At 41.7% G+C, this 21,975-nt stretch carries 25 protein-coding genes; 7 read left to right on the top strand and 18 right to left on the bottom strand.

Features of this window, described 5'->3' with window-relative positions:
* Window positions 1–665 (top strand): exosporium glycoprotein BclB-related protein (locus tag PIL01S_RS17370; protein ID WP_281280807.1); only part of this gene is annotated, 665 nt, incomplete at its 5' end.
* Between the two features lie 212 nt (window positions 666–877).
* Here PIL01S_RS17370 and PIL01S_RS17365 read toward each other — a convergent pair.
* The 3 genes from PIL01S_RS17365 to PIL01S_RS17355 all read right to left on the bottom strand — a co-directional run bounded on the left by PIL01S_RS17365 (window position 878) and on the right by PIL01S_RS17355 (window position 3,909).
* Window positions 878–1,315 (bottom strand): rhodanese-like domain-containing protein, encoded by a 438-nt coding sequence (locus PIL01S_RS17365; protein ID WP_164764264.1) that lies wholly within the window; start codon window positions 1,313–1,315, stop codon window positions 878–880.
* Window positions 1,316–1,409: 94 nt separating this feature from the next.
* Window positions 1,410–2,297: a LysR family transcriptional regulator gene (locus PIL01S_RS17360; RefSeq protein WP_127538586.1), complete on the bottom strand. Its 888-nt coding sequence runs from the start codon at window positions 2,295–2,297 to the stop codon at window positions 1,410–1,412.
* Window positions 2,298–2,688: 391 nt separating this feature from the next.
* A complete protein-coding gene (locus tag PIL01S_RS17355; RefSeq protein WP_127538585.1) occupies window positions 2,689–3,909 on the bottom strand; it encodes a leucine-rich repeat domain-containing protein in 1,221 nt (406 codons plus the stop codon).
* A gap of 330 nt (window positions 3,910–4,239) precedes the next feature.
* On the opposite strand from PIL01S_RS17355, the gene PIL01S_RS17350 reads away from it, so the two are divergent.
* Window positions 4,240–4,653, top strand: coding sequence for a hypothetical protein (locus tag PIL01S_RS17350; RefSeq protein WP_127538584.1), 414 nt, complete (start codon window positions 4,240–4,242; stop codon window positions 4,651–4,653).
* 129 nt (window positions 4,654–4,782) lie between these two features.
* Here the strand turns inward: PIL01S_RS17350 and PIL01S_RS17345 are convergent, their stop codons facing one another.
* The 4 genes from PIL01S_RS17345 to PIL01S_RS17330 all read right to left on the bottom strand — a co-directional run bounded on the left by PIL01S_RS17345 (window position 4,783) and on the right by PIL01S_RS17330 (window position 7,499).
* Window positions 4,783–4,989, bottom strand: coding sequence for a DUF5316 family protein (locus tag PIL01S_RS17345; protein WP_127538583.1), 207 nt, complete (start codon window positions 4,987–4,989; stop codon window positions 4,783–4,785).
* Between the two features lie 192 nt (window positions 4,990–5,181).
* The gene (locus tag PIL01S_RS17340; RefSeq protein ID WP_127538582.1) at window positions 5,182–5,706 is read right to left on the bottom strand and encodes a hypothetical protein; all 525 of its coding nucleotides are present in this window, start codon (window positions 5,704–5,706) and stop codon (window positions 5,182–5,184) included.
* Window positions 5,707–5,992: 286 nt separating this feature from the next.
* The gene (locus PIL01S_RS17335; protein ID WP_127538581.1) at window positions 5,993–7,075 is read right to left on the bottom strand and encodes a nucleotidyltransferase domain-containing protein; all 1,083 of its coding nucleotides are present in this window, start codon (window positions 7,073–7,075) and stop codon (window positions 5,993–5,995) included.
* 157 nt (window positions 7,076–7,232) lie between these two features.
* Window positions 7,233–7,499 (bottom strand): CD3324 family protein, encoded by a 267-nt coding sequence (locus tag PIL01S_RS17330; protein ID WP_127538580.1) that lies wholly within the window; start codon window positions 7,497–7,499, stop codon window positions 7,233–7,235.
* A gap of 930 nt (window positions 7,500–8,429) precedes the next feature.
* On the opposite strand from PIL01S_RS17330, the gene PIL01S_RS17325 reads away from it, so the two are divergent.
* The gene (locus PIL01S_RS17325; RefSeq protein ID WP_164764263.1) at window positions 8,430–10,076 is read left to right on the top strand and encodes an RNA polymerase sigma factor; all 1,647 of its coding nucleotides are present in this window, start codon (window positions 8,430–8,432) and stop codon (window positions 10,074–10,076) included.
* 341 nt (window positions 10,077–10,417) lie between these two features.
* Here PIL01S_RS17325 and PIL01S_RS17320 read toward each other — a convergent pair whose 3' ends face one another.
* From PIL01S_RS17320 to PIL01S_RS29535, 8 genes are all read right to left on the bottom strand, one after another.
* Window positions 10,418–11,401: an anti sigma factor C-terminal domain-containing protein gene (locus tag PIL01S_RS17320; protein WP_164764262.1), complete on the bottom strand. Its 984-nt coding sequence runs from the start codon at window positions 11,399–11,401 to the stop codon at window positions 10,418–10,420.
* Complete coding sequence (locus PIL01S_RS17315; protein ID WP_127538577.1) at window positions 11,394–11,888, bottom strand: RNA polymerase sigma factor; 495 nt, start codon at window positions 11,886–11,888, stop codon at window positions 11,394–11,396. The genes PIL01S_RS17320 and PIL01S_RS17315 overlap by 8 nt, the downstream gene beginning before the upstream one ends.
* A gap of 156 nt (window positions 11,889–12,044) precedes the next feature.
* Window positions 12,045–12,554 (bottom strand): pilus assembly protein, encoded by a 510-nt coding sequence (locus PIL01S_RS17310; protein ID WP_127538576.1) that lies wholly within the window; start codon window positions 12,552–12,554, stop codon window positions 12,045–12,047.
* 240 nt (window positions 12,555–12,794) lie between these two features.
* Complete coding sequence (locus PIL01S_RS17305) at window positions 12,795–13,298, bottom strand: DUF3600 domain-containing protein (protein WP_127538575.1); 504 nt, start codon at window positions 13,296–13,298, stop codon at window positions 12,795–12,797.
* Window positions 13,288–13,854 (bottom strand): sigma-70 family RNA polymerase sigma factor, encoded by a 567-nt coding sequence (locus PIL01S_RS17300; protein WP_127538574.1) that lies wholly within the window; start codon window positions 13,852–13,854, stop codon window positions 13,288–13,290. The genes PIL01S_RS17305 and PIL01S_RS17300 overlap by 11 nt, the downstream gene beginning before the upstream one ends.
* A 261-nt stretch (window positions 13,855–14,115) precedes the next feature.
* A complete protein-coding gene (locus PIL01S_RS30045; RefSeq protein WP_281280806.1) occupies window positions 14,116–14,241 on the bottom strand; it encodes a hypothetical protein in 126 nt (41 codons plus the stop codon).
* A gap of 143 nt (window positions 14,242–14,384) precedes the next feature.
* Complete coding sequence (locus PIL01S_RS17295; RefSeq protein WP_127538573.1) at window positions 14,385–14,891, bottom strand: GNAT family N-acetyltransferase; 507 nt, start codon at window positions 14,889–14,891, stop codon at window positions 14,385–14,387.
* A 60-nt stretch (window positions 14,892–14,951) separates the two neighbouring features.
* Window positions 14,952–15,107, bottom strand: a complete 156-nt coding sequence (locus tag PIL01S_RS29535) for a hypothetical protein (protein WP_164764261.1) — start codon at window positions 15,105–15,107, stop codon at window positions 14,952–14,954.
* Window positions 15,108–15,201: 94 nt separating this feature from the next.
* Here PIL01S_RS29535 and PIL01S_RS17290 point away from each other — a divergent pair, with 94 nt between their 5' ends.
* Complete coding sequence (locus tag PIL01S_RS17290) at window positions 15,202–16,164, top strand: LacI family DNA-binding transcriptional regulator (RefSeq protein ID WP_127538572.1); 963 nt, start codon at window positions 15,202–15,204, stop codon at window positions 16,162–16,164.
* A 177-nt stretch (window positions 16,165–16,341) separates the two neighbouring features.
* Here the strand turns inward: PIL01S_RS17290 and PIL01S_RS17285 are convergent, their stop codons facing one another.
* Both PIL01S_RS17285 and PIL01S_RS17280 read right to left on the bottom strand, forming a co-directional pair.
* Entirely contained in the window at window positions 16,342–17,148 is an 807-nt protein-coding gene (locus PIL01S_RS17285; RefSeq protein ID WP_246058374.1) for an aminoglycoside phosphotransferase family protein, read from the bottom strand.
* Between the two features lie 303 nt (window positions 17,149–17,451).
* Entirely contained in the window at window positions 17,452–17,850 is a 399-nt protein-coding gene (locus PIL01S_RS17280; protein ID WP_127538571.1) for a winged helix-turn-helix transcriptional regulator, read from the bottom strand.
* A 136-nt stretch (window positions 17,851–17,986) separates the two neighbouring features.
* Here PIL01S_RS17280 and PIL01S_RS17275 point away from each other — a divergent pair, with 136 nt between their 5' ends.
* Window positions 17,987–19,021 carry a zinc-binding alcohol dehydrogenase family protein gene (locus PIL01S_RS17275; RefSeq protein ID WP_127538570.1) on the top strand — a complete coding sequence of 345 codons (1,035 nt, stop codon included), beginning with the start codon at window positions 17,987–17,989 and terminating at the stop codon, window positions 19,019–19,021.
* A 214-nt stretch (window positions 19,022–19,235) separates the two neighbouring features.
* Here PIL01S_RS17275 and PIL01S_RS17270 read toward each other — a convergent pair whose 3' ends face one another.
* The gene (locus tag PIL01S_RS17270) at window positions 19,236–19,772 is read right to left on the bottom strand and encodes a GNAT family N-acetyltransferase (protein WP_127538569.1); all 537 of its coding nucleotides are present in this window, start codon (window positions 19,770–19,772) and stop codon (window positions 19,236–19,238) included.
* A 348-nt stretch (window positions 19,773–20,120) separates the two neighbouring features.
* Here PIL01S_RS17270 and PIL01S_RS17265 point away from each other — a divergent pair, with 348 nt between their 5' ends.
* The gene (locus tag PIL01S_RS17265) at window positions 20,121–20,804 is read left to right on the top strand and encodes a response regulator transcription factor (RefSeq protein ID WP_127538568.1); all 684 of its coding nucleotides are present in this window, start codon (window positions 20,121–20,123) and stop codon (window positions 20,802–20,804) included.
* Between the two features lie 15 nt (window positions 20,805–20,819).
* Window positions 20,820–21,863 carry a sensor histidine kinase gene (locus PIL01S_RS17260; RefSeq protein WP_127538567.1) on the top strand — a complete coding sequence of 348 codons (1,044 nt, stop codon included), beginning with the start codon at window positions 20,820–20,822 and terminating at the stop codon, window positions 21,861–21,863.
* The last annotated feature ends 112 nt before the right edge of the window (window positions 21,864–21,975 follow it).

Raw genomic sequence — 21,975 nt, 5'->3', positions numbered from 1 at the left:
AAACGGGGGCTCCGGGGGCTACTGGTGTCACAGGTGCGACGGGCTCCCCAGGTTCTACCGGTGAGACGGGGGCTCCAGGCACAACCGGAGTCACCGGAGCGACAGGTGCTCCAGGTTCTACCGGGGCTACTGGAGCGGCAGGTGCCGGAGCTATCATTCCTTATGCATCCGGACTTCCAGTTGCACTGACTACCGTATTAGGGGGACTTTTGAATACCTCCAGTTTAGTTGGATTTGGCAACAGTGCTTCAGGTGTAAGTGTCAACGGAGGAATCATTGATCTCACAGGCGCTGCCGGCACCTTGCTAAACTTTGCTTTCTCCGCATCACGTTCAGGAACGATTACTTCACTGGCCGCTTATTTCAGTACGACAGCTGGACTAAGCTTGGTTGGATCTACCATAACCATAACTGCACAACTATTCAGATCTACTACACCAAATAACTCCTTTACGGCTGTACCGGGTGCTGTAGTAACCTTGACGCCTTCATTGACCGGTGTCTTGGCACTCGGAACAATATCCAGCGGATTGACAACAGGATTGAGCATTCCGGTAACTGCCGGTGACCGCCTGCTTATGGTGTTCTCGGCATCAGTAACAGCGGGAATTGATGTGGCTACAACTTTGGCCGGATATGCAAGCGGCGGACTTAGCATCACTTAACGTGAAGTTCAGTTTCATATTAAATTGAGATACACAGACCCTTCGCCGATCATGGCGGGGGGTCTCTATCTATCTATAAGCACACAAGTGGTCTATTTTGCCCGCTTGCTGAACAAAAGCAGCCGATCACATGGATCAGCTGCTTACTACATATATTCAGTTATCGTTTCCCGTTAATTGAACTTTTCCATTTTGATCGTTTGTTCATGAGCTTACCCGATCATGCATGCTGAAGTGCCAAGCGTACCCTCTACCTCGTTTCCTTCCTTACGCCAGTACTCCATGCCTCCAAGCATTTCTTTCACCTGAAAACCAAGACGGGATAAGCGGGCTGCTCCTTTGCTAGCGCCGTTGCATGCTGGCCCCCAGCAGTAGACGACGATGACTTTATCTCTGGGCAAAGACGCCGTTGTTGCTTCGCTGATCGTGTTGGAAGGAAGACTAAGAGCTCCCGGGATATGGCATTCTCCATAAGCAATAGCGCTTCTTACGTCGATAAGTACAAAGTCATTGAGACCATGCGTCATATCATGTTTTACATCTGAGACGTCCGTTTCTACGGCAAGCTTGTTCATGAAATGCTGATGAATGTACTCAGGCGAAGGAGCAGGCGTCTCTAAGACGAGGGAATATCGGATCTGATTTGTCATTTGGGTTACCTCCAAGGGGGCTGATTTGATTTCTTGCAATCAATGTAACACAGCCTCTAACCATGGAGTTATCGATAGAAATCTATAAGATACTTCAATCATATTGATAATTGGTTCCACTGATTAAATCCACGAAACCTTGAAAAGCTTTGGACTTCCACTTTTTTTTAGAATAAATGAGTTGCGTATAAAATCTACACTCCGGATGGACGAAAGGAACCGCGACAATTTGGCCCTTACAGATTTCCTCGGCAACCGCTATACGCGGCAGCAAGGCAATTCCAAGATCATAAATAACGCACTGCTTGATTGCTTCCAAATTGCCGAATTCGTAGGAAAGACTGTAATTCACTTGATTCCTTTTCAAAACATTGAGAAGCATGGCCCGGTAAGTACAGCCATCTTCTGTCATAATCAACGATTCACCCTCAAGATCTTCAATGTGGACTTCACTTTGACAAGCAAGTTTATGATCAGGATTCGTGATAAAAACTAACGGCTCTTCTCTCAAAATGCGGCAGTGAAGATCGGGATCCTTAAATGGAGGATCCAAAATGATCCCTATGTCTAGTTCGCCACTTTTGACTGACTCAATAATATAAGGTTCGTTACCAGGCTGGATGATCACATTGATACCAGGATATTCTCCACGATACTTTTGAAGATATGGCGGAAGGCAGAAGGCAGCCAAAGTCTCGATAGTTCCTATGGACAGTTTTCCCTTGGATTGTTTGGATACGACTTCTTTGGACTCTTCATGCAGTCTGTGTATATCGTTGGCATATTGCAACAGCGTTTCGCCAGCCAACGTTAGTTTCATTCCCCTGCCAAAACGTTCTAAGAGAACGACGCCGTAAGCTTCCTCCAGCTTCTGAATCTGAGTCGTGATGCTGGACTGTGCATATCCAAGTGTTTCCGCGGCTCGCGTATAGCTTCCCCACTTTGCCACTTCCCGAAAGGTTTTCAAATAAGTTAGTTCCACGAGCATCCCTCACCTTTTGCAAGTTCCCGATACTTTATCATGAACTCTCGGTTATGACAATTGAATCATCAAAATTAATGATATTACCTAGATATAACTATCGATAATATCGATAACTTTGATGGTAATCAGCATTGTATGATTGGTGCAATGTTGAGAAATACAGATGTAGAGCGAACGCGGATAGGGAGCTTGAAGTGCTGTAACAACTTTGCAAAAATTAGTCGATAAGTATAACAACAATCTGAGTAACCCAAAGCTTTAAAAACCTTTAACTTTTATTAAACTAACCTGCCCGTTAGTTTAATGACGGTCTAACTTTACTCTTGTTTTGAAGCATGGTCATTGCGTCCTTATCTTCAGAGATTATTCTGTAATTCCATTATGCTGATTAATTTTTGAAAATTACGACCATATGCTTGCTTCCCATATATTCAACGGAAGTATTTAACTGCTCCGCCACAAAACGAACAGGAACGAACGCACTGCCGTTCTTCAGAAGTAAAGGAGCATCTTGCATCACCGTTTGCTGGTTTACTTTTACCTGCCTGTTCCCTACCGCCCAACGAATCGTTTTACCATCCTTCTGAATCGTTACCTCTTTGGTGCTCTGTTTCCAATTCACGGCTGCCCCAAGCTTCTCGGAGATGAAACGGATCGGCACATAGGTACGTCCCGTCTGAATAAATGGCGCTGCGGTAATACGATAAGCACTGTCTCCAACATAAGCAGTCGTGCTGCCGATCACCAAGCGCTGTGTCTTACGCTGACCGCCAGGCAACTCATTTCCTGCCATTTTCACAAATAATTTAGTTGTTTTCGATCCCTTGCTTAAATCTAAATAGTTATTTTGCAGTGCAAGTGGTTCAATGAATGCACCCGTATCATAATACGGTAAAAAACCACGTTGTTGGAGCGGCTCTAAATCCCAGACTCGATTGTTTTTCAAATAGAGGTAAGCCAACATTTGAAGATTTCTCAACGGCTCCAAATCATAAATCTGGTTAGATGATAAATCCAGAGAAAGTAAGTTAGTTAATTTAGATAACGGAGCAAGATCTTTGATGTTATTATTCGCAGCATCGAGTCTCCAAAGATTAACCAATCCTGCTAGCGGCTTTAGATCTGTGATCTTGTTAGAACTTATGGACAACGTATTCAGATTAACTAGTCCCGCTAGCGGTGAAAGATCATTGATTTGGTTGCTAGCTAGAGATAAATCTGTCAACTTCGTTAACTTCCCAAGGGGCTTAATATCCTCAATTTGATTGTCGCTCAAATCCAAAGTCGTCAAATTCACAGCATCGGATAGAGGTGAAATATCAGCAATTTGATTTCTGCTTAAAGAGAGCCTCGTCATATTGACTGCATACTCCAAACCCTGCAAACTCTTAATTCCTTTACCCGCTAAAGGAACGTCGGTCAGTGACTCTAGATCCTCTTTGGTTAGGGATTCATCGTCGTTTTTATTCAATAATGACTTAATCGCTTGTTCTAGATTGGAATCCTCAAAAGCCAAAGGCTGTTGGTTAGATGCCTCCATGTAGGCCTGTCCCGGTAAGCCCAAACATAGGACAAAAATAATTAATAATCCAGCAAGGTATTTCTTCATTCTGACCATTCCTCTCTAATCACTGTAACTAGCCAATAGTTGCTTGAATTAAGACGCAGTTTCCAAAGAAAAGTTGTATTGAAGAGTAATGTAAATAGTTGAATAAAAGCAGCCAATCACATGATCAGCTGCTTTCTTGTTGTTATGAGCTAACGTTTTCCGTTAGTTTAATGATTTGAAAATTTCAAGTGAGCCTTTTTCGTTACTTTAATATAAACAAATTATAGTACTCTTCTATGCTCCTAATTAAAAAAGAGGTATACAAAAGAGGGTTTAGGATCATCCTATTACTAATAAATAGTCTCTAATTATAGGAGAGGAATGGTGCTTATGAAAAAGATATTCAATGCTTCAATTGTTATTTTAATTCTGCTTATTAGTTCAACAGCCAATGCCGAACCCACCGCTACCAAAGTACCGAATGCAACTGCAAACTCAGTCGAACTTGTTGACAAAACAAACAGTAAGATTCCCGTAACTGATAATATTTCTTCCGTTATAGAGACAAGTCGGAGCTCTGTTTATTATGATTTTTATGGGGAGCCAGGACATAATTTTACTGTAACATGGCAAAAACTTGTTAATGGTAAGTATGTAACCCAACAAGTTTGGGCGGATAATTTTGATGAAAAGGGCCAGAGGCCAGGATCTTGGGCCCAGGGAGCAAACACATCGTGGAGAGTTCATTTAGAAGATTCTGATAACGAATCTTCTGCAACATATACCTACACTATTGGTAACTGAAGCAAAAAAGTCCTTAGTTTTTATAAGGGCTTTTTTTATTAATTCCCCAAAAATAAGTAACATAATATCTCAACAATTATATTCAGAATGTATCAGTAGCTATCTTATTTTTTTCAACTAACCTGCCCGTTAGTTTAACAAATAAATCAATCCAGCAACTGTAAACGAGCATACACCAGCTAAAGCAGACCATGTAGCAACTTTCTTCTTTATTTTACGGTCTTCATTAGACTCTGAATAAAAATTACCTCTTTGTTGGTTACCAGTCGTCCATGCTCCAATACAAATTCCAGAAACAAAAATTAGAATGATCCCTAGATAAATAAAAAAATTCATATTTCATCTTCCTTCCCATTACCCAAGTTCTTAATAAAACGTATATTATAGGAAAGGTTGCATGCGAAAAAGTGAAGTCCTATTTACGTTAACCTGCCCGTTAGTTAAACAAAAAGCCGATCACAATGATAGGCTTCTTCTCTGTTCTTATTGTGCCATTTCTTCCCTTCCGTTTGTTCAATTTTCGTTTACTTAAGGTTTATAATCTTGTTCGTACGACACTTTTGTTTCTTCAAACGTTGGAATCTCTATAAATTCAATATTTTCAGTATGCAAGCCTAAAAAATCTTTTGCAAGGATTCTCACACTTTTCTTTATCTCATCCAAGTCCCAAGATTGAGATAATTTTGACCACATATCAATATAGATAGGTTTATACCCATCTATATTCGTCGGAGCAGAATGAGTAACTTGAGAAGATACATCTTCTAAATCTCTTGGGTATGTGTAACTATAATAAATATCCTCTTCACCGTTTATGAAACGGTTAATTTCATTACAATATTCTTTATCGTCACCAATAATATCTATATCATATTTCAAAAGATTAGTTAGAGCTATAGCAGTTGTAAGTTCAAAATAACCTAAAAAGTTATTTTGATCTTGATCTGAATAAAGCGTAATCTCATCATTTCGACTCTTGCTGCAGAATCCGTAAACCCCATACCAGAATGACGAATGTCGGACTTGGACATATATTGTTTGAATATTATTCACCTACCTGAAAGTCTTTTACCTGAGATTAGACAGGCTTCTTTAGACGATAAATTTTCATAAGCTATTGCAATCACCTTAATAATTCGCTTTTGCAATTTATCTATATTTGTAGACAAATCATTTGCCATCAAAGTGTAATCCATATACCCATCATAGTGCAAACCTCCAAATAAAAAAGACCGTAAAGAAACTAATTCTTCAGGGCCCTTTAAGAAATCCTATTTTATCAGATAGATTGTCTACAGTCCCGTTTCTACGGACATCCTACGGACTGGGATATCTAGGGTCAAAGACTCATATGATGGGCATATAGTTGCTCGAAGGTTGTAAAACATTCGACTTTTCTGCCGACTTTATCATACTCGTCTAGATATTCATCCATCACTTCAAGGAACTTCTCTTTCATCACTGATAAATCACTTGCATCAAAGTACTGCATAAGATCAAATTTCTTGGTTCCTTTGGCCACAGTCATCTCATCAAGATACCCTTGTGCTCCATAGGCCGAAAGAAAGACGTAGGAGGCATCATTCGTTATAACACTGTTCAAGATTTTATTGCGGTAGTTACACCACAATTCTTCGTATGTTCCCCTCAGATTATTAAAGGTCGGAGCAGGTTTAACCATGAAGTTATCACACATCGTGCTATGTAACCTCGTAACGCTATTCAACATATTAAAAGATGCGATTCGGACATCTTCAATGGTATGAGCTTCGATGATGGACATGTATGAGGATTCGAGATCATCTGGAATATAGCGAAGCGAGCGTATCTCTTCCAAATATCGCTTGATTCCTCGTTTGATGCACGTGTTATTCATGTTGACCAAGGCATTGACTAGATTGTACAGAACGCCAGCAGATGCAAGTCGCACTGAACCGATATCTTCCCCCAGCATCGTATCGCTGTATGCCTGCTTAGCCAAGTCGATCCATTTTTTTGCTCGATTAAGACATGCTTCTCCTATTGGGTTCGCAAGTGCATTTAGAGCTTTTTGCCTGAAGTCGTTCAATTTCTCCAAATCCTCAGGCTTTGCATAGTAGAGTATTTTGAGTTCGGTTAGACTCGAAACATTGGGGCTCTCCAAGGTGGATTGCTCTTGTATTTTTGAATCCCATGGCGTGCAGTAGATGTCATATCCAACGTCATCCAAGATGAAACAATCGGATATTTCCCATCCCCGTTCTGTATTATTAATGATAACTAAATCAAGATCGCTCTTCTCATGAAAGTCCCCCGTGCTAAATGAACCCGTAAGCCCAATAATTGCGATATCGTCTAGAAAATCTCTTTTCACCCGTTCAATCACCATGTTAATGAGCAATTCATTTTTGCTCAGCAGCTTCTCCTTTATGTTTTCATCCATTCGTTACACCGCCTTCGTATGATCCGGCCGTTCTTCATTCCAACAACCTTAACTTGAGTCTATCGATTTAGAGGTGCGGTAACTAGGTATAAGTTGATTTAATTCATCTTTGAACAAAATCCGCTAAACCGTCTATATGACGAGTTAGCGGAATTCGTTAGTTCTTTTTATAGACAATTTTCTTTATACTTTCGCAGGACAAGAAGTATCGTCCCGCCAATTCCTCTATGCTGACGCCATTACAAAATAAGGATTTAATCTCCGCGTTTCGAGCAGAGACCCTATCCTTGCTTAGGGTTTTCTCGCCCCATTTTAAGTGTGCCTCTTTGGGTTTTGGGATATAAACCAATTCGCCTTGAACGTACTCTTGAATGACACGTAGCAATTCTTCCGGAAAAATAGACTCGGCTTTTGAATATTTCATGGACCTCACTCCTTATTAAATAAATCAATAAGGTGCAAAGCCAGTTAGTAGAATATTACGATTCGTCGTTGGCAATGTAATTGTTTCTAAACTCTATGCAAAGCATTGCCATATTCTTCACTGGCTTTGCATAGAGAGATGCATGTAAGAATCCTACCCCAATTGTTTTCAATAGCCTCACCTCCAATAAAACAGATTGTTGCTATCTGATATTATATCAAAGCTTGTTGTTCAAGTGTTTTACCATGTCTTTGGACTAACACGATTGTTCGTTTACATTGAATTACCAGCCGTTTTTTTCCTGAGAGAGGTGCTTGAACCGAGTCTTCAAGAGCTTCAGATGAGTCGCCAGTTGTTGGACGGGTTCGGTGGAGTAACAGCGTTAAGATATACACTTGTAGACAGATACCTTTGATGACGTTTGGAACGAATTACTATTTTAATTATTCTCCAAAAAATTAAACTAACCTCCCCGTTAGTTGAACAAAAGCAGCCGATCACTTTGATCAGCTGCTTTCTTGTTGTTATGAGCTAACGTTTCTCGTTACTTTAATGAACCTCTGTTGTGCATTTAAATAATTAATCGAGACCACCCCTGGTTAACTACGGAACGAAAGAGCACACCAAGTACCCGTAGAAGAACTTCGGCTCGTGCTCCTAGTTTGTATCCTCCCATAGTTGAACGGAAAAGAAGTATCTTTATATACTAGAAGTGAGACCTTTACATCTAAAGTAATCTTCATCTTGTTTAACAAAAAGTTCATAACGTCTCTTCAACCATTTAAATGACCTATTCATGAAGTTTGTAATTACATATGTATAAGTGATTCAGTAGGACGTCCAATTTTATAAAAAAATAATCCCAACCTTTATTTCGCCTGGCACACTATATAATTGTCAGGAATTACAGATGCAAATATGGAGGAAAAAATGGATTCAATTAGTAAAAACGGAAAAGAAGCCGCGGAAGCGATTCGGAGCTATGTCAAACCGATTTTCGGTTTTGCGTTAAACCGGGTCAAGCACCGGGCCGAGGCAGAGGATCTGGCTCAGGAGATTATGCTGCAGTTGTTGAAATCCTTCTCCGGGGTGCGGGACATTAGAAGCCTTGACGCTTACGTCTGGACGGTTGCCCGATACACTTGGGTAAATTGGTTGAAAAAGCGTGCGCATGCTCCCCAAGCGATCGAAATCAACGGCATGTCTGAACTGTCTGCTTCCCCTTCCCGGGAACCGCTTGACCGGCTGCTGGTAACCGAAGCTTACCACGAGCTCCGCCGAGAAGTCGTGTTTCTGTCCGACATCCATCGCCGAATCGTGGTCATGCATTACTACGACGAGCTTAAAATCGGCGATATCGCGATTGCTCTGAACATTCCTGTAGGCACGGTGAAGTGGCATTTGAGCGAGGCTAAAAAGAAGTTACGGAAAGGGATGAAACGTATGCGTACAACAGGAACTTTAAGTGTCAATCCGGTCAGCATGGGGGAAATGGGCCATACCGGTTCGGCCGGCAAACTGGGCGAAACCAACGATTTTCTTGGACGCGCCTTGGCGCAAAATATCGTTTACGCGGCTTATCACAAGGCGCGGACCGTACATCAAATCGCGGAGGAACTGGGTATGCCGCCGTCTTTGTTGGAAGACGAAGTCCGGCACCTGGCCGATTACAATTTTCTCATCCAAACCTCTCCCGGCAAATATCAAAGCAACACCATCATCTGGGACCTCTTCGAATTGGCCGTAGCCGGTCATCAATTTTGGCAAGATTGCGCTGCCGAAGTGGCCGATGTTCATTTTGACGCGTTAATGGAAGCTCGCCGGCAAGTTGAGGATAGCGGGGTGTACGTTCCGGACGGCGACTATAACTTCCTGCTCTGGACCTTGCTGCCCAAGAACATCGAGGAGCAATCTTGGCGGAGCATGCCAGCGGGCGAAAACTTCGACGCAGTCGCACCAATACGAAAGGATGGAGGTCAATATATTGCCTATGCAGCGTTAAATCGGAGCCACTATACCGATCCAGGTTTTGATATGAGTAGTTACGTCACCTTCGGTCCGTCGCTCCGCTACGTCGAAGACACTCCCTTATATTTGTGGCAATTCAGTACGTACTGGAGCGACCGCGAGATGGATTGGCGTTTCCTGGAATACCGGAATGTCGAGATTTGTCATGCGTTCCAACAAGGGGAACTGCCCGACAACGAAGAGAACGCCGAGCAATATTCGTTCCTGCTGGAGAAGGGGTACATCCGCAAGACCGAAGAGGGGTACAAGTTCAATGCGGTTTGGATCGACTCTCCGCAAACGTTGGATCGGTTGAACAAGGCAATGCCGGATTTGTCCGCTCTGTATGCGCCTGCTGTCGGCAAGCTCTACGACAAAATGCTCAACCTGTTCCTGCAAAATCAGCCGAAGCATTTGGAGCCGCAGCTTGCTTACATGGTGAGAGGCAACACCGGCGGAGGCCGGCTGGTCGCTTATATTTTGAAGCATTTGATCGATAACGGGAAGTTGAAACCGCCGTTGCCGCACCAGCAGAAGACGATTTCAACCTGGATGGGGCCGGTCAAGTAAGTCGGTTCGAGAAATGTATACGAAGAATGGCCGTTCCCGGGCGGTGGACATTTTTACACAAAACTCTGTCTGTCCTACGAAGTGATTAGGACATTGCTATTTCACCACATCCCCCTCCTGAACGTATGAAAATGATTAAAAACTACCCATGACGCATGTGCGTCATGGGTAGTTTTTAATCGCAATCGTATCTGCCGGATTTCTCCTTTACCTTACAATTTTTAATCTTTCTTGTCTGCAACCAACCGTGAGAGGCCAGATGCTCCACTACTCAGCAGATCTATTTAGCAAAACTGCCCGTTAGCGTAATAAATATTGCTATTCATGACATAGTCATTACGTCACTTATCGACAATTGCCCCTAGTACGGCTGCTTTCACATATTTTTGCGCCTGCAGTGCCTTCAGGCTGTCAGCCGTCCCTGTTACTACGACGCCTAATATTCGTACGTCACTTGTATCTGGTTTCTCCTTGTCTTTACGCAAATAATCGTAAATGCGCTCAAACTCATGTTGGTATTTTCCATTGGTTTGTATTCCGTCTTCCAGTCCCTCAAGAAAATTCTTTTCAGAGACATCATTATCTTTTGGATGAATTCCGAATCCATAGACGCTACTTGCCCTTTGTGGCATGGTTCCATCGAGCATCCGATCGCCAGTATATGGTTCTAAAGTTGAATAAGTATCTACCCAATACCACACTGGATGCACACCATTTGGTAGCATAGACTCAATCTGCTTTACAGTATAATTCGTGTCGAGGGAGATACCCAACTCAACCAACTTCTGTTCACTCATCTCATTAAGCTTTGGAAGCTCGTTAAGATAGTTCTCGTACTTCACAAGTGGAAGGTAGAACATCATCTCCCGTTCACCATTGTAGCGATTAAAGGGTCTTTCATATTTAAATCCCTTTTCTTTCATGACCGGGTCTGGAAGTTGCAAGTAAGAATAATCTCCAGGTGGGCGTGAAAAACTACCCCATGAACTAAATTCGTATGTTTCCTCACCCCAGATGACCGGTACTCCCTCTACAAGCTTATACGTTCGATAGTCAAGGGTTCCATGAAGAAAGCCGTAGTCAAATTGAGAACCTAAAACATACTGGTTGGGACCACTGATTGCTTTGAGCTTCTCAATGTCACGCAGTGCATTGTCTGAACTTCTGTACTGCAATTGTAAATTTAAAAACCACCCTCCGGTAAGAATAAATAGCGTAATTGCAAACGAAATACTAATGTTTCTTAAAATCGTTCGACGTCGTGCCCTTCTAACTAGTAACGACAGCTCAGCTCCATCATCAAAGTTTGACTTTTCATCATTCATCGTATAATCCTCCATACTTTTTCTGAAATTGCTTGCGCGCCCGAAATAAATATGTCTTTACCATCTCCTCTCGCATACCTACCAGATCGGAGATTTCTCGATAACTGAAATTAAGCTCGTATTTCATAATGAGCAACTGCTTATAGATTGGATTCAGTGCATCCATCACATGCTCGATCTCTTCTCTCCGTTCCTTACGCAACAGGATTTCCTCCGGGATTTCATTACCTTCCACGGTTGGCTCTTGATCTAACCACTCAATTCTTTTTCGCTTGCGAAGCATATCATAATATCGATTGAGCGCTACCCGGTATAGCCAGGCTGAGAACTTTTCTGGCACGATGGAATCAAGATAAAGGAGCCCTTTATATACCGTGTCCTGAATAATATCTTCGGCGTCAGCCCTGCTCGCTCCCAAGCGAATCAAGTACTGCTGAATATGCTTCATTTTATTCTGCATTAGCTGCAACATCCGCTCATTATCCACTTCCAACCTCCCTTCAATCTTTACAACGTTCTGAAGGGTCATATGTATACAAGAGTCATCAATCTATTGAGTACACTGCCCGTTAGCTGAACAAGGCAGCCGATCACTAAGACCAGCTGCCCTTCTTATTATTTATTTTGCTAATATCCCGTTAGGTCAATAAGATAGATGAACAAATTCCGATTCTGAACCAGCTGATCCCCATACTTCTCCATCAACACTATAACCACCACCACTCCATTGGAGTACATAACCTCCATTAAGCATGCCTTGTTCGAAACCTTCATTAAAATTTATCCAATCAAGGGATTCCCCGGCAGCAATTGTTCTAGCGAAATACAGATTACTGGTATCTAAGTGCGTTAAACTAACATTGACTTCATGGCTACTATTGTTCTTCATTAGAAGTCTTATATGTACAAATCCCGGATCTACTGAAAAAGGTTGCTGTACAGTTGCTCCTCCAGAAGCAATGTAGTGGGAGGGTTTATTCTCTTCTTCGCTTAAAGAATTAGTAAGGGTTGTACTTGCCGACTTACTTGATAGTTCACCAGACTTTGGATTAGATGTATTCTCTTGAGCTGGACTTGATGAATCACAGGCAGTTACGGTCGCTATTATTAAAGTTAAAGATAAAACAGCAAAAATATGACCCTTTTTATTCACAGTTTAATCCCTCGTATCCCTTAATTAGTTATTGTAAAACCTATAAAATGTTTCTCGTTATTAACAACGCCTCACAGTCAACAAAAGTTACATCAGTTTTTACAATATGGCATTGAGCTAACCTGCCCGTTAGTTGAACAAAAGCAGCCAATCATATTGATCAGCTGCTTCCTTGGTCTTATGAGCTCTCGTTTCTACGTTAGTTGAATGCTAAATACAAACGGGTTCCTGCTTTCATTATTACGGCTTGACCGTTTCGTTAATCTTCTCGAAATACGGGGACAACTTGGAGGCTAGTTGCTCAAATTGCTGCTGCTCTTTTTGGGTCAATTTCTCCTCATGACTGACCCCATTTTCATCAGTGATCTTCAGCTTTAATACCATCAACTGCTTTGTCAGTTCCATATATTCTTTAAACTCATCTTCGGTAAGCTTGCCTTTTGCTGCCTGAAGCATCCCTTCAATTTCTTGATAGTCTTCTTCTGTACCACCTTTCTGTTCAATGGTCGAAGAAGAACCAAAAATATCATCGGCCAAATAGGAAGCAGCAAATGCGGCTGACGGAATGAGGATTGCTACTGCAGCAATACCGGCGATTATGCGTTTTTTCATAGGAGATCTACCTCTCTTCTCTTTAACATAGTGTTGATAGGACTGTCGTACACGTCCATACAACTCCGGTGGGCATTGCATCGAATCCGCCACTTGGCGAAGTTCATCACTCAACTCTTTGTCAATGGACATACACGTCTCCTCCTGTCATTGTAAATCGTTTCCGGAGTTCTTTCCGGGCTAGATGATGCCTGGATTTAACTGTGCCAACGGGGATCTGCAACATGTCCGCAATTTCTTCCAAGGTATAATCGTGAAAATAGCGCAGGATGACGACCACACGTAGTTTGTACGATAACTGGCGGACAAGGCTAAAGAGCTCATGCTGCGTTTCGGACTGCAAGACTACTTTGTCCGTCCAGTCGAACTGTTGTTCACAAGTCATCTGGCGATTTCGTTCAAAAAGGCGAATTCGTCTCCAGGTCTTTCTTTTCCAATCCTGTACAAGATGGACTGTGATCCCGTGCAACCAAAACCGGAACGGTCGATTAGGGTCGTATTTCTGATATGACCGCCACATGTGCATGTATACTTCATTCACAATTTCCTCAATGTCCTGTTTGTTGTAGACGAGAAAAGCAACGGTCCGATAGACATCTTGGTGAGTCGCCTGATAGACCAGCTGGAAAGCTGACTCATCACCAAGTATTGCTTTTTCAAGCGATTGAATTAACTCTTTATCATTCATGGGGGCCCCTCCTGAACGTGATACAAATCTTAATTCGCTCCCGTGCGGGAAAAGGTTCAGTAGAAAAAAACTTTTTCAATAGCCCTTAATATTAGCTTTTCTTCGTCAAAGCTGTTCCTCTGCAGTAACAAGGTGTATATGGAAGAAACATAGCTAGGCTGTGTAAATGGATTCTCAACAAAAAACAGTCGATCCTAAAGACCAACTGTCGCTCTATTTATATTAATCTAAAGTTTGCTCTCATAGTGGGCCAAGTGTCCTTCATCCACCATTTTTTTGAAAGGCCAAATTTCCTTCGGCAGCACCATCCATAGCTTCGATAAACTGTTTTTGCAGATGAATGCAGCGTAAGGTATTCAACCTTTTTAGTAGGCGTTTTTCAAGCATAACCCTCTAATCCAGCTTCTAGAGCTTCAATGAACCACCTTAATTGCTAGATGGCGTCTATCAATTGGGATACAGTCCACTTTTAACGAGTAACTCAACTATTGGATATGTGCTTAAAGTACCCATGTCTGAACACAAAAAACTCAATCCCATTCAGACGCTAAAACCCCCATAATATATGTATCGTGAAATTCCCCCTCAAAAAAAGCATGTTTCCTTAACTCCCCTTCCACAATAAATCCCACTTTCTTATACAAACGAATAGCTTGTTTATTAACACCTCTAGTTGTTAAGTAAATTTTATTTAAACGTAGCTGCTTAAAGCCAATGTCAATCATTTGCTTCATAGCAGGTTCTCCATAACCTTGTCCACGTGCTTCTGGAGCTAACAAGATACCAATACTTGCTCTACCATGTTCAAGTTCTATATTTTGAAGAAAAACCCATCCAATTAGACGCTTTTCTTCATTTTTTATAGCTAATAAAAGATCTCCGTCCTGACGTTTTTTCTCCACATGATTCACAGTTTGTTCATAGGTCAATGGAGTTCTTCCAACCATGGAAATAGAAACGGAGTCATTCAACCAGTGATGCAGTTCTTTAATGTATTCTGTTTCAAAAGCATGTAGAGTTACTTGTTTATCGCTCATTATTCTTCCTCTTTTCATAAAAATATTTTTAGTAAATATAAATTGACATTATTCAAGTAATTATTTTTCATTATATACTTCAAATAAATAACTGAAAGGTTCATTCTTGTTATCTGTTTCCTGCTTTCTTTCATGTAGTGATATAGCTAATGATGCTAAAATTAAGATACAAGCACACATAGAGATTAAACTCAATAAGCCCAACACGATAACCATACAAGTACCTCCTAAACTTTATATACATATTGATAAAAGTTTAGATTATGGAAAGCGTTTCAGAGCAAGCGCAAAAAATTTAAAAGGAGAACAAATGGCAAACATAAGAGATATCGCAAAAATGGCAGGCGTCTCAATTACAACCGTATCCCGTGTAATTAATAATCAGCCGTATGTAAGCTTAGAAAAAATAGAAGCGGTTAGACGAGCTATTGAGACAAGCAAATATGAAAAAAACATAAATGCCGTCCATTTAAGTAAAGGAAAAACCTTTCTAATCGGTGTTGCAATCCCATTTTTTAATCATCCATTTTTTGCTTTAATCGTCGAGGGTATCGCAAACGAGGCATTGAATTCTAACTATAAGATGGTTTTGTTCCAGACTAATTATGAAGAAAATAGGGAAATTGAAGCATTAGATATGTTAAAACAAAAGCAAATCGACGCTTTGATCATATGTTCCAGAATTTGCAAATGGGATGTTATAGATACCTATTTAGATTATGGTCCAATCATCTTTTGTGAAAATACGGGAGACAGAAAAGTTTCTTCAGTATATATGGATCACTATAAAAGTTTCTCCAAGGGTTTAGAGTATTTGTATTCTAAAGGTCATAGAAAGATAGGCATTTGCGTGGGGAGAAAAGCGGGAACGAACGGTGTGCAAAGGATAACAGCCTATAGGGACTTTTTTAAAAAGCTCAACGAACCATTTGAAAGTGAATATATTTTCTCAGACAACTATGATTTCGAGAATGGGCAGGAGATTGTTGAAAAATTAATAAATATGAATAATCCTCCCTCAGCTTTATTAGTTTCAAACGACCAAGTAGCTGCAGGAATAGTTACATGCAGTAAGGAAAAGGGAATTTCAATACCAGATGACCTGGCAGTTATAGGGTTTGACAATCAACCAATAGCTAAAATTATGAATATTACTACAATTGAAATACCTCTAGTGGAAATGGGAAGAAAGTTATTACTTCGGGCAATTAGTGATGAAGTTCTTTCATGCGAAGAAATAGCAGTTAAATTAGTTGAACGACTCACAGTATAGTTAAAAAACTTTGGCAGTTCCCTCCAACCTGCTTTTGTGGCTATTTCCAAGCAATCAACAAATACACCAACTCAAAATGCTTCAAAACTAACTTTTATTACCGCAAAAAAATAAGCAGCCTGCTAATTCGCAGACTACTCGTAGCTTTTCAACTAAAGTTTCCCGTTAGTAGAATACTTAATTCTTCATCCAATCATTGAAATGATCTGTTACAAATCCAATCTCGCTCTCATAGTGAGCCAAGTGTCCTTCATCCACCATTTTTTGAAAGGCCAAATTCCCTTCGGCAGCACCATTCCTTAACGTATCACACATCGTTGTCAATCGTTGAATAATCCACTGACACAGTTCATTAGGGATGGGAATTCCATATGATTCGAAAAACAGATGGATTCGTCGACTTCGCTCTCTAGAGTGCAAATCCGTTTGGTATACTACCGTTTTTTCCGAGGTATGGTTAGGCTGGAAGCTGGCAAGTGGAACCGATGTATAAAGGGTATACGCAATGTCCCACATGCGGGGACCGGGGCCAGCCATGTCAAAATCAATCAGCGCTGCAGGATTCTCATTTTGAAAGACAACGTTATACAACGCAGCGTCATTATGGCATATCACTTCGTGCTCACGCTCGTCGACATAACTAAGCTGCCACTCGCCATTAGCCAAGAGAGTTGATCCTTCAGTCGCATCATGAAAACGGCGTAAAAGACATGCTAAACCCACAAGCGTTTCATCTGACCACATGTAGGGTTCAAGCTCAGGGTACTCGTTTCCTGGGACTTCTCCTGGAATAAATGATAATATTTCACGGTCAGAGTCGTCGATTCCGAGAAATCTTGGTGCTCCCTCAAATCCTTGCTTCTCTAAATGTTTGAGGAGCTCATGAACACTCGGACTCCAATAACCAGTGGGACGGAGAACCATATTCTCCTTTCGTATAATGTGGTTCACATTTCCACCCTTCAATACTTCTTCCTGAGTCACTTTGTCTCCCCCTTTTTATTATTTTTTTTCAAAGCCACCACACTTAGATGAGATTTGGTTGAATATCTTTTTATTCTTTATATCTTTTAAGGAACCTTTTATATAGGCCGAGTACTTCTTGTTTTGAGTAATATTTTGCACGTAAACTGAACAAAAGCAGCCGATCACATGGATCAGCTGCTTTCATGGTTATTATTGAGCTATCATTACCCGTTAGTTCAATGAACTATAACGAAGATTGTAATTAATTAAACACTTTAAATAGTAACACTATAAGGTACTTATCAAATTGACCATCGAAGGTCACATCGAATCCACTACGGATTCAACCACGTTTTCTGTCTGTCTAGAAGCAGCATTTGATAAATTTTTGTGTTTTTCTCCCCAGATTTTCATTTCCATAATGATCGGCACTAATGTGCGTCCGAATTCCGATAGCGAGTATTCCACTTTGGGAGGAACTTGCGGGTACACCTCACGGTGCACGATCCCGTCTTCTTCAAGCTCTCGAAGCTGTAGCGTCAGCATTCTCTGCGTAATGGTCGGACATATTCTGCGAAACTCGTTAAATCGTACAGGGCCTTCAATCATATGATACAAAAGTACACCCTTCCACTTGCCGCCAATGACATCCAACGTATACTCGACGGGACAACCTTCTTCATTCGGGCAATGGCCATATCCCGATTTGCGGTCACGCATGTATTTATCCTCCTCTATTAACAGTATACAAATTGATACTACATCACACTATTGTGCGTACTATTCACGATAGTTAATATACGTTATATTACAACCAGAAAGCAATAAGTGATGTACATTCAAGGAGGAAACGACCATGTCAAACCGACAAATGAAAGCCATCGGCTTGCTGAAGTATTTACCCATTAATCAACCTGAGAGCTTGCTGGACGTTATGATGGATGTACCTGAACCTACAGGGAGAGACTTGCTGATCCGAGTCAAAGCCATTTCTGTTAATCCCGTCGACGTTAAAGTGCGCGCTCCCAAAAATCGGACCGAAAACACGCCAAAGGTTCTCGGTTGGGATGTTGCAGGTGTCGTTGAACAAGCCGGACCGGAATCTTCACTGTTTAAACCCGGCGATGAAGTATATTATGCCGGCAGCATTGACCGTCCTGGTGGGAATAGTGAATATCACCTCGTTGATGAGAGAATCGTCGGTTTTAAACCAGCAACACTGGAATTTGCGCATGCTGCCGCTCTGCCGTTAACCGCCATCACCGCTTGGGAAGGATTATTTGATCGTTTGGGTGTGCCTGCTGCCACCGAGCGCAACGAAGGTAAAACCATTTTGATCATCGGGGCAGCGGGTGGTGTTGGTTCTATTGCGACACAACTGGCCAAACACGCTGGTTTGACTGTCATCGGCACAGCTTCACGTCCGGAATCTGCTGAGTGGGCTAAAAGCATGGGAGCCGACCACATCATCAATCATTACGAAGCATTTCTCCCTCAGCTCAAAGCACTAGGTTTAGAATATGTTGACTATATTTTCTGCTTGAACAGTACGGAGAAGCATTGGGTCAATATGGCTGAAGCCATTGCTCCCCAAGGGAAAATCTGCTCCATTGTGGAGACGGATGAGCTGCTCGATCTGACCTTACTGAAAAACAAAAGCGTCACTTTTGCCTGGGAGCTGATGTTCACCAGACCATTATTCCAGACTTCGGATATGATTGAACAGCACAACCTGTTAAACGAAGTTTCCCGTATGATCGATGAAGGACGCTTACGAACTACGGTTGCCCAGATCCTCTCTCCCATCAATGCAGCCAATTTGCGTAAAGCCCATGCCATACTGGAAGAAGGACGTATGACAGGTAAAATCGTGATTGAGAACTTCGAGTAACTAATCGATTGCTAAACGCCAAGGCAGGAACGTTTGTACTCGAAACGAAAGTACTGCTTAAAACGTCTCCGTAAACGAACCATAGGAAGAGTCAGTTTATGTATATTATTATTTGCGATATTGGCTGTTCCGTCCGTTGGTAAAACAAAAGCAGCCGATCACTATGGTCGGCTGCTTCTCGATTTAGACGCAGTACTACTCATATTCTACAGAACTAACTGTCTGGGTTAAGAATCGCGAGAATCTGATGATCCTCCCATTTTCCATTAATATGAACATTCTGTCGAGCAATGCCTTCTTTTTGAAAACCAGCCTTCTCCAGCACTCGAATTGAAGCGATATTATGCGTCATGGCCCCTGCTTCAAGTCTATGTAATTTCAATGTATTGAAGCCATAGTCAACGACTAACCGAACAGCCTCAGTCGTGTAGCCTCTACCGTTACTTTTTTGATCTAAGTCGTATCCGATATATGCACTTTGAAGAGGGCCCCGCATCACGTGGAAAAGGCTTACCGTCCCCACTAACATATTATCGGTGTTTGTAAAGATTCCAAAATTATATGCTTGGTCATTTTTTCGATCTTCTGCCTGCTTTTGGATACGCTTAAGCTGTCCTTCCATCGTATAAAATTCGTCGGCGCGTGTCGGTGCGTAGCTTTCAAAAAAATCACGATTTTCTATCTGCAACTGGAGTAGTCCAGCAGCATCATCTACGGAAATTTCCCTAATATGTATGTTGACGCTTCTCAATGTAAGCCACTCCTCTTATAAATATTAGTGTAAATGATTGAGCGCTTGAGCTCCGCTGTTAATCTAGCAATAAAAGTAATGTAAATGATAGCATATGTACTTTTCAAACTCAAAAATGTAACCTCGTCGAATCAAAAACGATTCTGCCCGTTAGTTGAATAAAAACTAATGATCCTCTTGACCGGTTGCCCTTGTTGGTTGTATCGAGCTAATGCCTTTTTCTTCGCTTCCACCAAAGCAAACGCTAGTTATGTCCCCCATGCACCAACAAACGCTGCTTACTCCACTCCATCCATATAATGTAGTAGTATGAACTATATACATTACAAAAGGGAGAACGTTCACTCTATGGAATTTAATATATTTATAGTTGAAGATGATCCGGCATTATTTGAAGCGCTACAAACAGGACTGGAAGCATGGGCGTTTCGGGTTACGAAACCGGATGATTTTAATGAGGTCATGCGTTCGTTTCTTGATCAAGAGCCTCATCTGGTAATTATGGATATCACGCTGCCTAAATTTGACGGTTTTCATTGGTGTAGGGAAATTCGTTCTGTATCCGAAGTACCCATCATTTTCTTATCCTCCCGCGATCACCCGTTAGATATGGTAATGGCGCTTAATATGGGTGCGGATGATTTTATCCAGAAACCCTTTCATACGAATGTACTATATGCCAAGATTCAAGCGGTTCTTCGACGGACGTATGCTTACGGTGAAACCCAGGCGGATACACTCGAATGGAACGGTGCCTTAATTGATTTAAAACGAGGGGTTATCCGAAAATCAGCCGCGGAAGCAGATTTGACCAAAAACGAATTATTTTTGCTGATTTCGCTGGTGAAGTCCAACAATTCCGTCATTTCACGTCATGATCTGATTCGTAAGCTATGGGAGGATGAACAGTTTGTAAATGATAATACACTTACAACCAATATCACCCGTTTGCGACAGAAGTTAGACCCGCTTGGACTTTCAGACGCTATTGTGACAAAGAAAGGGATGGGTTATATGGCAGTGACTTTATAGGAGGAAATACATGATATGTTAGTACGTTACGTTAGTTCAAAAAAAAGCTGGATTCTGCTGTTCATCAGCTTGCTTGGTGTGACTGATCTGCTTATCATTTTCGATCAGGGAGTAAGTGTTACACCCACCTCTTTCATATATTTAAATGCGCTTTATATTATTGTGTTTGTTGTATTTTTCATTTGGCGGTACAGGAAAGAAACCAGGTATCTGGAAGCAGTTGCTAAACTACAGAAAGACATGCAAACTAACTGGTTTGAGAGTCTCCCTCAACCTGATAATGAATTAGATCAGATAACGGACAACGTATTAAGAGAGGCCTCATCCCATTTCAAACAAACGCTTTCTCAAGTGAAAGAAGCCCAACTGATTGAGAATGATTTTACCGCCTCCTGGATTCATGAAATCAAGACTCCTCTTACCGCTATGAAGCTAATTATGGACGCGCAAGCTAACCCGGATATAAGTAAAATTGAAACAGAGTGGCTGCGGATTCATCTGCTTGTTGAACGGCAGCTGTACATGACACGCCTACCTGCGCTGGAATCGGACTACGTCCTTGAACGGCTGTCTGTACAACGTCTCGCCATAGAAGAAATCCAGGAGTTGGCTCCCTGGTGTATGGAGAAAAATCTGGCAGTCAATATGGAAGGCAATGATGCCGCTGTTGTTACAGACCGTAAATGGTGCCGCTTCATCATCAGACAGATCCTGACCAATGCCATCAAATATAGTCCTTCCGATACGTCACTCACGTTCAGAACAGCGGTTACGGAACAAGAAAATGTCTATCTGGACATCATTGATGAGGGCCCGGGTATTCAGCCGCATGACTTGCCGCGTATATTTGATAAAGGTTTTACCGGCGGGAATGGAAGGATTCATAATGCCGCTACTGGACTCGGCCTCTATCTTGCCCAAACTGTTGCAGCCAAAATAGGAATTACACTTCAAGTCCACTCCAGCCAGTCGCAAGGTACAACAATGCGGTTGACTTTTACAGATTCTAATGCATTTGAGACTGTTAGAAGAGGACAAGTGGACCATATCCCGTTATGAACAGCCAAGGTAAACTTGGTTGTTTTTTTGTTAACCTGACGAATTCGTCACCTTCCGCTTCAACTCGTCACCCAAAGCGTGCGACACCAGGGATATTTGCACGTAAACTTAA

Origin of the sequence: Paenibacillus illinoisensis NBRC 15959, assembly GCF_004000925.1 — a bacterium.
In the GTDB taxonomy this organism is placed as follows: Bacteria; Bacillota; Bacilli; order Paenibacillales; family Paenibacillaceae; genus Paenibacillus; species Paenibacillus illinoisensis.
This window is presented reverse-complemented; position numbering and strand designations above follow the sequence as displayed.